Below are 14,784 nucleotides of genomic sequence, written 5' to 3' on the forward strand. Positions count from 1 at the left end.
CTGTGTACTTCGATGGACGCCCCAACGGGGACACCCCTTCCTCTGGACCAACATCCAGTCTCAGGGTGTCCACATCTCAGGGGGAAGCCCACTTCGGTGGAGAGGTCGACGTCGGCCTGGCTCGGGACTACCTTCTGAGTAGTTCGATGAGCGCGGTGTCGGCTTGGGCCAGAATCGGCGGGCCATGCAGCAAAGCCGACGCGGCCTTCAGGATCTCGTTGGCCCGCTTCATCTCGGCGTTCTCCCGCCGCAGCCGACGCAACTCCTCCACCTCCAAGGTCGTGGGCCGGTAGTCACGCTGACCGCGGTCGGCCTCGTCCTGGGCGGATCCAGTTCCGTAAGGCCTCGTGATGCACCCAAGCTGGTGAGCCAGCGGCTCCGGCGCGGGAGGCCGGACCGGCGAGCAGTCCCTCCAGGAGGTCGGGCGGCGGCACCGGGTGTGGCAGCCGCGTAGTAGGTCGAGCAGGCCGTCGCACGGACCTCGTCTACGGGGTCGGTGAGCAGGATCCGCCGAACAGCCTCGGAGGCCGGCGTCCACCAGTGCGCGAGCGTGGCCCGGACCTCTGGGTCAGGGTCCCGGGCGATCCGGGCGATCCGGGCGAGCAGATCGGCCGGTACGTATTCGCGTTCGGCGAGGTGTTCCCGTACCTGTGTTGTCCGGATCGTCGATGAGTCGCTCGTACAACTCGCGGGGCGCGTCACGGGCGTCCACCACCAGGGCGGCTCGGATGGCGGGATCGGTGTGGGCGGCCAGCCGCATCCGGACGGCGTGCGGCAGTTGGCGGTTGAGCGCGAGCGAAGTTCAGCAGCCAGTGATGGCCCGAGGCGAGGATTTCCTCGATCACGTCCGGGGTCAGGTGGGCGCGTTTGGCGACGTGGCCGAAAGCGAGCCGGTAGCTCACCATCCGGCGGACCAACTCGGCCGGCAGGGCCGCGTTCTCGGAGAGACCGTCCAGCACCTTCGTTAGGTGGATCGGCGTCGGCGGGCCATCAGCCATCCGCAGTCTTCCCGCATCCGTGGCGCCGTCACGGGTCTGGCAGGTTCAGCGCAGGCGGGACTGCTGCGGGTTGTGGACTCCGGAGCGTGCGGCGGTACGGATGGCCCTGGACGGTGCCAGAGTGGGCGGTACCGCAGCGCGCGGAGCAGACGTTCGATGACTGGCCTGCGCATACCGTCTGACGGCCAGCACTGGCTGACGAAGGCGCCTGCAGCCAGGCGGGTGCGCTGTTGCAATGATCACAGCCGTAATGACTATTCGTTACCGTGCAAGCACTCTGGGTTATTTCGGTGCTTCCTTGGGTCGTTGCTCCTTGTGATCAAAGCAGTTCAATATGGCTGCCCCGTGAAGGTGCCTGCCCACCGGTCATCTAGCTGCGCAGCTCCTCGGCTGGGTGGCGGTGTAACGAGGGGATAGCCGCCGGTTACGGGTTCCGATACAGTCCCGCTTCGCTTGATCGTGTGGGTGTCTGGGAGGCGCCGTGCTGGACCGTGTAGGTGGCCTGACACCCGTCGAAGTCGATGAGGGCGGGACATGCCTTGGTAGTGCTGACGGCAGGTTGTCCTGGTGCCGTCGGTGGATGGCGTTAGCGGCGACGTGGTCGCTCCTGCTTGCTGCCGCAGTGGTGGTGCCAAGTGTGTCGACGTCGCCTGCCGTCGCGGCTTCTCCGCCGTGTGGTGAGTCTGCGGCGACCGAGGCGCAGGCGCTTGCCTCGGCGGCGGCGTGTGGCGCACCTGTTGCGGTGGAGGCTTCTCGTTCGGAGTACACGCAGGTGGTGGCGCAGCCGGACGGTCGGTTGTCGTTCGAGTCGGCGGTGGTGCCGCAGCGTGCGCGTCAGGATGACGGCTCGTGGGCGGATGTCGATTTGACGCTGCAGGCCGGCGCGGATGGTTTGGTCGCGCCGGCGGTCTCGGTGGCGGACGTGGCGTTCTCCGGTGGCGGAACGGGTCCGTTGGTGACCTTGCGGCGGTCCGGCAAGGTGTTGCAGTTGTCGTGGCCGGGCGCGCTTCCGGTTCCGGTTCTGTCTGGGGACGGGGCCACCTATCCAGGTGTGTTCCCGGACGTGGACCTCGTGGTGCATGCCACCCACACGGGCTTCACGCACGTCTTGGTGGTGAAGTCCGCCCAGGCGGCGGCCAACCCCGCGATCCGAAAGATCACGTTCCCGGTTGGTGGTGACATCGAGCTGGCAGCTCAGCCGGATGGGTCACTTCAGGCCACTGCCGGGGCGACGGTGGTTGCCCGCACCGATCCGGCACGGATGTGGGACTCAAGCGGTTCCGCCAGCTCGGGCTCATCTGCCGCGCGATCCTCGACGCTTGTCGCGGGCGACGGAGCACTGAGCGGGGAAGTGGTCACCGCGGTGACGGAGACCGGCGATCTGGAGATCATTCCCGACTCGAGCCTGCTCGCCTCCGACGAGGTGACGTTCCCGATCTTCATCGACCCGGCATGGTCGGTAGCGAAAGCAAAGTGGGCGTACGCGACCAGCAACAACTGCACCAACACTGACTACACGATGGCACGGGTGGGTTACAGCCCGGAGGGTCCGTGTGTCGGGGCGAAGTTCCGTTCCTTCTTCACGTTCCCGATGACCAACGGCACGGTGTCGTTGAGCGGTAAGCACATCGAGTCGGCGTACGTGCAGATGAAGCTGTACCACTCCTACTCGTGCGGCGACTCGCCGGCGCACATGTACTTGACGCCTGCGATCAACGCGACGATGAAGGCGTCCTGGACGGGCATGGCGTTGAAGACTTGGCTCGACGGCGCGGATGGGCACGCCAACAAGGCCGGCGGGTGCTCGGACTCGCCGCAGGCCGACATGGACATGAACTTCACCGGCGCGACGGTCACCTCGCAGGTGCAGACGGCGGCGACGGGCAAGTGGAACACGATCACGGTCGGTTTCTGTGCCTGCAACGACGCCGGGCAGTACGAGTCGGAGCAGGAGCGGTGGAAGAAGTTCCGGCCCGCGAGCGCGAAGCTGGTTGTGGACTACGACTCGAGGCCGGGTAAGCCGATCAAGCTGCAGGTGGCTGGGGTGGACTGTCCCAGCGACGGGGTGAGTATCGGCACCACGACCCCGACCTTGTCTGCCGTCTACCCGGATGCGGACTCGGGGCAGACGTTGACGGGGACGTACGAGTGGATCGAGGTGCCGGCTGCCGGGATGCAGGCGGTGACCGATACTTACCCGACACGCAAGCCGCCGCCCGCGACGGCACCCGCACCGGCGAACGGTCGGGGCACGACCGCCGCGGTGACCGTGGTCTCGGGCAAGAGCTACGCGTTTCGTGTGACAGCCAGGGATCCAGCTCCCTACTGGCAGTGGAGCGGGTGGTCCGCCGAATGGTGCCAGTTCGCTGTCGACACGTCTGTGCCGGACGCGCCGGTCATCACGCCGCCCACTTTCACGCCTCCGGACGAGGGGCCCGGCCCGGGGGAGCCGATCAGCTTCACCATCTCCACGCCCACCGCTGGGGCCACCACCGTTCCTGACGTCGCAAAGTTCCGGTACAGCTTCACGGGCCCGCCGGCTGTCCTGTACGGCCTGCGTTCCTACCCCGGCGATGGCCTTGGCGGGTTCTCCGCGACGTTCACCGACGCGGCGTCGGCCTGGTACACCGACGGTACGGTCTTCAGTCCCGGGGACCTTTCCGGCGACAGCAAGCCCGACGTCGTCCTCCGCAGGCCAGAAACCTCCCGACTTGAGATCGCGAAGGGCAACGGATCGGGCGGTTTCCTCGGTGCACCTGAGTTCTTGGACGGGGCGAACTGGTCGACGGCTCAGTTCCTGTTCTCTCCTGGCGATTTCACCGGGGACGGGGCGCCGGACCTGCTCTACCGTGACGCCGCCACGCAGAACCTGTGGATGCGGCCTGGCGCGGTCGGTGGGGGACTGCAGGCAACCTCGGTGCAGATCGGTACGGGCTTTTCGACTGCTAACTGGATCTTCTCCCCGGGTGACTTCAGCGGCGACGGTAAGCCCGACGTGCTATGGCGCAAGACCGACGGCACCCTGTCGATGATTCGCGGTAACGGCACCGGTGGCTGGATTACGGGCACCTCGGAGGCCATCGGTGCGGGCTGGGGTGGTGCGGCGCTGTTCGGGCGCGGCGACTTCTCCGGCGACGGCAAGACCGATGTTCTCGTGCGCCTGAACTCCACCGGTGAGGTACGGCTGCACCGCGGCAACGGCACCGGCGGATGGCTCGACGCCACCGGCATTACCAAGGGCACCATTCCGCCAGGCGCGGGTGTGTTCACCGTCAGTGATTTCACTGGCGACGCGAAGCCGGACATCCTCGCTGCCGTCGCCGCGCCGCCCAGCTTCGGCGAAGTGCCTGCGGTCGTCAGTCCCACGAACCCTTACGTGAAGACCGCCACGGTCACTGTGCTGGCATACAAGTACGGGAAGAACATCTTCTGGGCCCGCAGCATCGACGCCACCGGAAATCTCGGAAACAGCGCCTCCAAAGAATTCACGATTGCCGAGCCGTCCCCACCGGTCGCACGGTGGCACCTGGAAACCCATCCTCAGCGCAGCCAGGCCGCTGCCCTGGAGGACGAGCAGGTGTTGCTGGGCGACACCGACGGTTCCGGGCCGCTCGCGACGGACACACCACTGACGGCTACCAACGTGACGTGGGACAGCGACGCCCGCATGGTCGGGGGACAAACCGCAGGGTTCGTGGGGGCGGGTCGGCGGGCGCAGACGGCTGGGCCGGTCGTGGACACCACCAAGTCGTTCAGCGTTGCCGCGTGGGTGCGGGTAACCGACACTGACACCACATGCTGCAAGAGCATCGTGTCTCAGGACGGCGCGGTGACCAACGGTTTCAACCTGTACTACACGCCCAACCCGAAGCAGTGGGCGTTCTCGATGTACAACACGGACGGCACCAGCACGCAGGGTGGCTTCGTGCTCGCTCCGGCGGCGACCAACACGTGGACCCACGTGTCGGGCGTGTACGACGCCAGCCAGAAGCAGATGCGCCTATACGTCAACGGCAAGCTGGCTGGTACCACCAACCACACCTCGACGTGGAACGCCACCGGACCTTTCCACGTCGGCTACGCCAAATGGGGCGCCGGGCAGAGCAACAGCGGTGCGGGGCAGATCGCCGACGTCCACGTCTACAACCGTGTTCTGGTCGGCCATGACTTCACCGGCCAGCTCGCCTCTGACCCCGACTCCGGCGGTATGAATCGTCCCGGCATTCTCGCGCCCACCGAGGTCGGTCAGTGGGACTTCGAGGCGGCGCACTCCTGTTATGTCGCCGACCGCGCGCTCAGTTGTGACGCCGATGACAGCGGACCTTTCGACCGGCATCTGGCCCTGACGCGAGGCAGCGACGTAACGGCCGGCAACCGCGGCCGCGGCCTGCACCTCGACAACCGGTACTTCCCGGAGGAGGAGGAGAACAGCGAGGTCACCCAGGAGTGGGGTCGCTCGGCCTTCATCACGGGTCAGACGACGGACGAGGACGACAACAGTTACAACACGTGGGCGAACACCCCGGTGCTGCGTACCGATCAGTCCTTCACCGTCTCCACTTGGGTACGGGTTGCCCGGACCGACGCCACACAGACCATCGTCGCGCAAGACGGCGCCACCAACAGTGGATTCCTGCTCCAATACGTTCCAGGCGCGACCAGCAGCGACGTCGGCTCGTGGAAGTTCAGCTTGCCCGCGAACCCAGGGGCAACGAATCCCGCCGACACCACGAGCGTCACCGCCACGGCATCTGACCCCGGGGAGTCCTGGCATCATCTCGCCGCGGTCCTCGACACGCAGAACCGCCAGCTGCGCCTGTACATCGACGGCGCCCTAGCAACTACGACGACGGTGAAGGCGGCGTGGACTCCATGGCAGGCCACGGGCCCACTGACTGTCGGCCGGTCCACCGCCAACGGTGCCGCAAACGGCTGGTTGCACGGCGGCGTAGACGACCTCTCCGTTTTCCAGGGAGTGCTCACACCCGCCAAGGTCAACGACCTCTACCAGACGCAGGCCGTTGACCCGCTGGAGCCCTAGCCCCACCTGAATCCGGCTGGTGGGGCAGCCCGCCCTGCCCCACCAGCAGCTTCGCCTCAGCTCAGACCGCTATCGTTTCGCAGGACAGTGGAGACCACATGCTTGACCTCACGTCAACGGTGATGAGCTCGGGACCGGTCGCCCGACGCCGCACCCGCATCACACGACTTCGCGCTCTGCTATCCGGTGTGGTCGCCATCTCGCTACTCGGCGGTTCCATGGTGGTGAGTGAACCAGTCCAGGCCAAGCCTGGCCCGCACCTCGCCGCGCAGAGCACCAAGACGAACAACCACGGCGGCCACGCCAAGGGCAAGGCGTGGCCGCACACCAGCCAGAAGCGCGAGGCCTTGCCTGCGCCTTCCTGGCCGGCCCCGGCCACCGCGAGCGTCACCCTGCCCGCTGCAGGCTCCCGCAGCGCCGGACTGATGCGCGTGGGGTCTCTGCCCGTACAGGTGGGACACGCCTCCGACACGGCGAGTCCGGCGATGTCGTCCGTGACGGTCCAGGTCCTCGACCGGAACGCCGCACCGGCGACCATGCGCGACGGCCTACTCCTGCGGGTCGCCGGCGCTGCCGGCGACAAGCCCGGGAAGACGAACCTGTCGGTGGACTACACGGGCTTCCGTAACGCCTACGGGGGCGACTGGGCGTCGCGACTTAGGCTGTGGCAGGTCCCGGCCTGCGCTGTCACCGACAGTGCCCTGGCCGGCTGCACTGCCACCGCGCTGCCCTCGTCAAACGACACCGCCACCGGCACGGTGACCGCCGAGGTGCCCGTCACCCCCGCCAGCCCCGGACAAGCCGCTACTACGGCGAGTGCGGGTACCCTGGTCGCTCTGTCGGCTGGCCCGTCAGGGCCGTCCGGAAACTTCGGTGCTACCCCGCTGCAGGCGTCATCGACGTGGAGCTCGGGCGGATCGTCGGGCAACTTCTCTTGGTCTCAGCCTATTCGGGTGCCACCGGCCATCAGCGGCCTTGCCCCGTCGATCCACGTCGCCTATTCGTCGGCGAGCGTCGACGGACGTTCCTCGGTGACCAACAACCAGCCCTCCTGGGTTGGCGAAGGTTTCGACTACTGGCCTGGCTATATCGAACGCCGCTACGTCCCGTGCCTGGATGACATGGAGGACGGGGCCAACAACACCGTCAAGACCGGCGACCTGTGCTGGCGCTCCGACAACGCGGTGATGTTGCTCAACGGCCAGGGCGTCGAACTCGTCTACGAGACCGGGAAGGGCTGGCATCCGCGCGACGAGGACGGCTCCCGCGTGCAGAAGCTCACCGGCGCCAGCAACGGCGACAACAACGGTGAGTACTGGAAGATCACCACCCCGAACGGCATCCAGTACTTCTTCGGCCAGCACAGCCTTCCTGGCCACAGCAGCACCACCAACTCCACCTGGACCGTGCCCGTCGCCGGCAACCACTCCGATGAGCCCTGCCGCGGCCAGACCTCGTTCGACGATTCGTTCTGCGACCAGGCATGGCGATGGAACCTCGACTACGTCATCGACCCCCGCGGCAACACCCTGTCGTACTGGTACAACAAGGAAACCAACAAGTACGCCCGCAACATCGACGACACCGACGACGCCTCCTACACCCGCGGCGGCACCCTCGTGCGCGCCGACTACGGCACGTGGGATCGAGGTACCGCCGACAGGTCGATCACGCCGACCGCCCAGGTGCTGTTCAACACCGGCGACCGCTGCCTTACCTCCTGCACCGTCGACGCGAACTGGCCCGACACCCCCAAAGACCAGGAGTGCGACGACACGTCCTGCCCGGGCCTCTACTCACCCACCTTCTGGTCCACGAAGCGCCTGACGAACATCACCACCCGGGTGTGGGACACCACCAAGACCACCGCCGACTGGCAGAACGTCGACTCCTGGACCTTCACCCACACGTTCCCCGCAGCCGGCGACGGCAGCGACCACGCCGGCCTGTGGCTCGACAAGATCGTCCACCAGGGGCTCGTCGGCACCACCGTGACGATGCCACCGGTCACCTTCGCTCCCGTGTCGATGGCCAACCGCGTCCTCACCTCAAACAACACCAGCAACAACTGGCAACGCATCGACTACATCGTCACCGAAGCCGGCGCCAAGATCGACGTCGAGTATTCGCTGCCCGAGTGCACAGCCTCCAACCTGCCTACCTCAGCGGCGAACAACACGATGCGCTGCTACCCGGCCCGCATCAACGACCCCGACGACCCGGCAGGCGAGGCACTGACCACCGAGTGGTGGCACAAATACCTGGTCAAGAACATCTCCGAATCCGACGTGCCACTGTCCAACGGCGCGGCACCGCCGAAGTACACCTACTACGAGTACGTCGGCGCACCCGCCTGGCACTACGCCGACGACGACGGCCTGATCGAGCCCAAGCGCAAGACGTGGAACCAGTTCCGCGGCTACGCCACCGTCCGCACCCGCGTCGGTGACGTCCCCGGCGCCCAGAGCCTCACCGAAACCCGCTACCTGCGGGGCATGCACGGCGACCGATTGACCTCCACCACCACCCGCAACGTCACCGTCCCCGCCTCCTTCGGCACAGAGACGGTGTACGACGAGGACCAGTTCGCCGGCATGGTGCGCGAACAGACCATCTACAACGGCACGGACACCAAACCCGTCGCCAAGACCGTCAACGTGCCCTGGCGATCGCCAGCCACCGCCTCCCGCACCATCAACGGTGACACCGTCACCGCCCGCTTCGTCCGCGAACAGAAGACGTACAAGGCGACGGCTCTGGGTGTTGACGGTGCCCGAGGATGGCGCACCACCAGCAGCCAAACCTGGTTCTCCGACACCTACGGCACCGTCGACAAGATCCAGGACAACGGTGACATCGCCGCGACCGGCGACGAGAAGTGCGAGACCCGCACTTACAACCGCAACCTCACCGCGCACCTCCTACTCACCGTCAAGCAGTCCACCGTCACCGCGCTGCCCTGCGCCACCGCACCCACCACCACCGCACACGTCATCTCCGACACGCGCACCTACTACGACGGCGCCACCAGCCCCGACACCGCACCCACCACAGGAGCGGTCACCAAGGTCGAACAGCTCAAGGACTGGACCACCGGCAGCGGTACGGCCTGGCAGACGACGAGCCAGAGCACCTTCGACGCGTTCGGGCGGCTCACCTCCAGCACCGACATCAAGGGCAACGTCGTTAACACCGCCTACACCCCCGCCACCGGCGGGCCGGTCACCGGCGTCACCACCACCCAGCCGGCCCCCTACAACTGGACCAGCTCCACCACCCTCAACCCGTACTGGGGCTCCACCACGAAGGTCACCGACCTCAACGGGCTCGTCACCGACGTCGCCTACGACGGGCTCGGCCGAGTGTGGCGGGTCTGGCTCAACGGATGGGCCAAGACCGGCCACGAGGAAAGCCCGTCTGTCCAGCACACATACCACTTCGCGCCCAATCGCGATGCCTACCCCTACACCACCTCGAAAGCCCTCAACGTCGCTGGCGGCTACAAGACGACCTACCAGATCTTCGACGGCCTATTGAGGCCCCGCCAGACCCAAACCGCCGGCGCGACCCCGAACGTCACCCTCGTCGACGACACCATCTACGACAAGCTCGGCCGCTCCGACACCCGCTACAACACCCGTCCCGAGGCAGGAAACCCGTCCGGGACGCTGTGGTGGAAGCCCGAGTGGGCGGTTCCCTCCATCGTCCGCACCACCTACGACAACGCGAACCGGTCCACCGCGGAAACCTTCCTGCACGGCGACGGGACCACCAACCTCGTCGAAAAGTGGCGTGTCACCACCACCCACGAGGGCGACCTGAGCGCCGTCACCCCACCCGAGGGCGGCACACCCACCACCACCGTCACCGACGCCAAGGGCCGCACCACCGAGCTCCGGGAACACACCACCAACCAGGGCGTAACCGGCCCCTACCAGTCGACGTGGTACACGTACAACAGCAAAGACCAGCTCACCCAGATCGCCGACCATGTCGGCAACAAGTGGACCTACACGTTCGACATCAAGGGTCGACAGACCGTCACGACCGACCCGGACAAGGGCAGCCACACCAGCGAGTACAACGACGTCGACGAACTCCAGAAAACCACCGACGCCCGCGGGGAAGTCCTCTGGTACGTCTACGACGCCCTCGGCCGCAAGACCGAACTCCGCGACGACTCCGCGACCGGAGCCCTGCGCGCGAAGTGGAAGTACGACCAGCTCTACACCGGGTCCACGGCCAAAGCCAAGGGCCAGCTCACCGAAACGTTCCGCTACGACCCGCCGGGCTCGACCAACATCTACAAATGGCAGGTCGGCGGCTTTAACCCCCGAGGCCAACCCAGCACCACCAACTACATCGTTCCGGCCAGCGAAGGCACCGGCCTGTCCGGTGCCTGGACCTACGGCTACGGCTACTCGCCCTACGACGGCACCCCCACCAGCATCTCCTACCCCAGCAATGCCACTGGCAGCACCGTCACCAGCGGCCTGCCCAACGAAAAAGTCGAAACCCTCTTCAACACCACCACCGGCCTACCGACATCGCTGACGTCCACCAGCCTCGCCGGCACCTACGTCGCACTGCAGACCTACACCGAGTACGGCGAACCCAACATCACCCGCCGCCAAACCACGAGCGGCCTCTACGTCGAAGACGCCACCTACTACGACGACATCACCCGACGCGCCAACCGCACCACCATCCAACCGCAGAGCGCCGCCGGCACCGTCTCCGACCGCCGCTACACCCCCGACGACTCCGGCAACATCACCACCATCACCGACACCCCCGACATCGGCACCAGCGAGACCCAGTGCTTCCGCTACGACACCCTGCGCCGCCTCACCTCCGCCTGGACCCCCAACACCAGCACTCCCTGCGGCACTGAACCCACCACGGCGAACCTCGGCGGCCCCGCACCCTACTGGCTCGACTGGACCTTCGACGCCGTCGGTAACCGCACCAAAGAAACCTCCCACAGCGCCACCGGCAACACCGCACGCGTCTACACCCACCCCACCGGTGGCCCGAACGTAGTCCGCCCCCACGCCGTCACGAAGGTCACCACCACCACAGGCACCAACCCCGCCGTCGTCACCAACTACAGCTATGACGACGCCGGCAACACGACCTGCCGCCCCGCCGGCACCGCCGCCAACACCTGCCCACCCGACGCCCAAGCCCAACACCTCGCCTGGGACCCCGAAGGCCACCTCACCACCATCTCCGGCAACGCCCCCACCGCCGGCAGCAACATCTACGACGCCGACGGCAACCGCCTCCTGCGCCGCGACGCCACCGGCACCACCCTCTACCTCCCCGGCCAGGAAATCCGCCGCGACAACACCACCGCCGTCAGCGGCACCCGCTACTACATCTTCGGCGACAAGCTCATCGCCAGCCGCAACACCGCCACCGGCCTCAGCTGGACCTACACCGACCACCAAGGCACCCAACACACCACCATCAACGCCAGCACCCACGCCGTCACCACCCGCCGCCAAGACCCCTACGGCCAACCCCGCGGCACCACACCCACCTGGCCCAACACCCTCGGCTTCGTCGGCGGCGACAAAGACCCCACCGGCCTGACCCACCTCGGCGCCCGCGAATACGACCCCAACCTCGGCAGATTTATCAGCGTCGACCCACTTCAAGACCTCGCCAACCCCCAGCAATGGCACGGCTACTCCTACGCCGACAACAGCCCCATCACCCTGTCCGACCCCAGCGGCCTCAAATCCTGCGCCGACGACAACTGCCAAAACGGCGCCGACTACGAAGACATGTACGGCAACTACATCGACAACGAGGGACACAACGACGGCTGCCACGGCTGCAGCGCGAAATACACGCCCTCCGGCCAGCCCAAGCCGGACAAATTCTTCGAGCACCTCGTCACCAAGGTCCCCGGAGGCATCCCCGAATATGTCCTACAGACCGGCTATCAAGACGCAGACGGAGTCTTCACCTGGGGCGACGCGTACGAGTGGGCAGCCAAGCACCCATCGCATGGCTCATACGTTTGCTATCACATGCTGGGGCTGTCCGAAGCAAGCTGCAACAGCATCGAATGGAAATCAACCCCCGGCGGACTGGCTGGCGTCGTCGGAACTGTGCTAATCGGTGGGGCTGTTGGTTGCGCAATCGCCGGACCTGCATGCTGGGCAGCCGCACTTGCTGCGCTCAGAGCCGTCGGGCCCGCCCTGAGCAGGTTCGCCGCATCCCCAACGGGCCGATTCGCCACCGGCGCCGCCGCAGGCGCAGGCGAATTCGCCGCAACCGGCAGCTGGCTCGGCGCCGCAGGCACCGGCGCCCTCACCGGCTACAGCGTTGCTGCCGGAGCGCTTTGCAGTTTCGACGGAGAGACCCGTGTCCTCCTCGCCGACGGAAGTGCTAAACCGATTAGGGAAATTAAGGTCGGTGATCGTGTTGCCAGTGCTGATCCTGAGACTGCCGCGTCTGCCGAAGGATCGGTTACCAATGTCTGGGTCCATGAGGATGATGTTCGCATTCTCGATGTAAATGGACACGAGGTATCCACCACGGAAGATCATCCGTATTGGAATGAAGCGGACGGTGAATGGGAGACCGCAGGTCGGATTAAATCCGGCGACCTTTTGCTCGCCGCGACGGGCAGGGTCGTACCTTCAGCCGGACTCAAGCCAAGCGGTCCTCGTAAGGTGATGGCGTATAATATGACCGTTGAACATCTTCACGCATATTATGTGATGGCCGGCCCAGAATCCGTCCTCGTGCACAACTGCCCGATGGCTCGCGGCGCCGGCGCACTCCGGAACGTGAAGATCCCCAAAAGTCTTGGAGGTGTTGATATTGGCCACGTCAGATCTAACCATTTCGCTGGAGGGGCTGGGGTTACGGGCAGAAAAGACCTGTGGCCGAATGGAACCAGTGACGATGTGATCGAGCGGATCGCTGGTGAGGCTTTCCGCAATAACCCGAAGATTGTCGGCTATGATAGCCACACTCGAATGATACAGGCCCGATCGTCGGTGGCAGGGCGAACCTACGAGTTTATTATTAGTAGAGACACTGGCATCGTCCGATCCATCTATCCGATCAAGTAGGGGTTGTGCCCGTGCTTGCGCTAAATCTTGAGGAAGTCGATTTCCGTTCCAAGTCCGGATCGGGTGGGCCGATTGCTGGCAGAGTATGGTTCATTGTTGGAGAAATAGCGTTTCCGGAATTGGGTTGGTGTGATTTCCCGGCTTCGGTCTGGTGCTCCGCTGTTGAGGCCTTTAGTGAACTTTCGCAAGGCGCCAATGAGGCATTTTCATATTTTTTTGACGGCCCATACTACCTATACTTCAAGAAGTCTTCAATTTCCGGAGATGTAATAGAAGTGGAGGCAAGTACCGATCGTGCTGGGGTGCCAGAGCTCTTAGCTTCCACAAGTTTGCGACTGAATGAATTGCGTACAGCTTTGCTGCGGCCGGTCGAGTCATCTGCGATCACTCTGCTAGTAGAGGCTGGTGACCCAGTGATTGCGCAGCTGGTCGCCTACCTGCGCGCTACGGAGGTGTAAGGGCTGCTTGAAGTGGAAGTGTTCGCGGCGACGCCTCCCGGGTCTGGTCAGGAGTAGGGCCAAGGTTCTGGCAAGGTCGTCAGATGATGTGCCGAGCAGTGCTAGGCCGTGTCTCGAAGTGCGTGTAGCCACTCGTTGATGGCGGAGACGTGGATGGTGGCTTCGTAGCGGACGGTAGCTTGTCGTATCGGGTGGCCAGGCCCCGGTGGCGTTTGAGCCGGTTGATGCCGCACTCGATGGCGTGGCGCCGCCGGTATATCTCGGGATCGAAGGCGGGTGGCCGGCCGCCGACGGAGCCTTTGGCGCGGCGGTGCGCGTCCTGGTCGACCTTGCTGGGGATGCAGGCCTTGAGTCCACGGCGGCGCAGGTGGGCGCGGTTGGCGCGGGAGGTGTAGGCACGGTCGGCGATGACCCGGTCCGGTCGCACCCGGGGCGGCCGGCACCGAGTCGAGGTACGCGGATACCGCCCAGCACCGCGGCAAACTGTGGGCTGTCACCACGGTGCCTGGCGGTCAGCAACATCGACAGTGGCTTGCCGCCCTGCTCGCACGCCAGGTGCAGCTTCGTGGTCCACCCGCCGCGGGAACACCCGAGGGCATGGTCGGCCGGCTCCATCACCATCCCACCGGACGGTCCGCCTGCTGCTGAGGGCACCGGCGTGCGCCGGCGGCGTGCTGGTGGGCCCGAGCGATGGTGGAGTCGACGCTGATATCCCAGGTGATCAACCCAGCCGCGTCGGCGCTGGCCTGCAACTCGGCGACGATCACCTGCCAGTGCAGCAGACTCGCCCCAGCTACTGAGCATGCTGATCGCAAAGAGCGCCGGCTGAGCCTGAACAGCTCTATCCTAGGACGCGCTGTAAGCAGTGTTTCTCCTCAACAGTGCAGCCTGGACAGGGCGGCAGGGTGGGTCTTTGACCGTCCGCCGTAACGGATCCGGTAACGGTGACGGCCCGCCAGGGGAGGAACAGCCGGCATGAGATGGCATTGAGACGTGATGCGTACTGTCGTTCTGTCCGGGTATGCGGATGTATCGAGCTGTTCCGGCATCGCGTGACAGAATTGTTGTAAACTGGGGGTCAAGGGGTCGTCGGTTCGAATCCTGGGCTTCCCCCTGAGATGTGGACACCCTGAGACTGGATGTTGGTCCAGAGGAAGGGGTGTCCCCGTTGGGGCGTCCATCGAAGTACACAG

General features: G+C 65.5%; 4 protein-coding genes and 2 pseudogenes. 3 read left to right on the forward strand and 3 right to left on the reverse strand.

The genetic code is table 11. From position 1 onward, the window contains the following. Positions 1-187: 187 nt before the first annotated feature. Positions 188-356: pseudogene (locus V6U77_RS30120) on the reverse strand (transposase); the annotation flags it as partial. 342 nt (positions 357-698) lie between these two features. Next, positions 699-998, reverse strand: coding sequence for a hypothetical protein (locus V6U77_RS28385; RefSeq protein WP_334609824.1), 300 nt, complete (start codon positions 996-998; stop codon positions 699-701). A gap of 775 nt (positions 999-1,773) precedes the next feature. On the opposite strand from V6U77_RS28385, the gene V6U77_RS28390 reads away from it, so the two are divergent. From V6U77_RS28390 to V6U77_RS28400, 3 genes are all read left to right on the forward strand, one after another. After that, positions 1,774-6,039 carry a LamG-like jellyroll fold domain-containing protein gene (locus V6U77_RS28390; protein WP_334609825.1) on the forward strand — a complete coding sequence of 1,422 codons (4,266 nt, stop codon included), beginning with the start codon at positions 1,774-1,776 and terminating at the stop codon, positions 6,037-6,039. A gap of 98 nt (positions 6,040-6,137) precedes the next feature. After that, a complete protein-coding gene (locus V6U77_RS28395; protein ID WP_334609826.1) occupies positions 6,138-13,133 on the forward strand; it encodes an RHS repeat-associated core domain-containing protein in 6,996 nt (2,331 codons plus the stop codon). A 5-nt stretch (positions 13,134-13,138) separates the two neighbouring features. Continuing rightward, positions 13,139-13,591: a hypothetical protein gene (locus V6U77_RS28400; protein WP_334609827.1), complete on the forward strand. Its 453-nt coding sequence runs from the start codon at positions 13,139-13,141 to the stop codon at positions 13,589-13,591. 101 nt (positions 13,592-13,692) lie between these two features. Here V6U77_RS28400 and V6U77_RS28405 read toward each other — a convergent pair. Then, positions 13,693-14,364 (reverse strand): annotated as a pseudogene (locus V6U77_RS28405) (IS5 family transposase); the annotation flags it as partial. Positions 14,365-14,784 lie beyond the last annotated feature (420 nt).

It is taken from the genome of Micromonospora sp. CPCC 205546 (assembly GCF_036902715.1).
Taxonomy (GTDB): Bacteria; Actinomycetota; Actinomycetes; order Mycobacteriales; family Micromonosporaceae; genus Micromonospora.

Coding starts and splice junctions, on each gene's coding strand:
- V6U77_RS28385 (WP_334609824.1), bottom strand. CDS start 998: ATGGCTGATGGCCCGCCGACGCCGATCCACCTAACGAAGGTGCTGGAC.
- V6U77_RS28395 (WP_334609826.1), top strand. CDS start 6,138: ATGCTTGACCTCACGTCAACGGTGATGAGCTCGGGACCGGTCGCCCGA.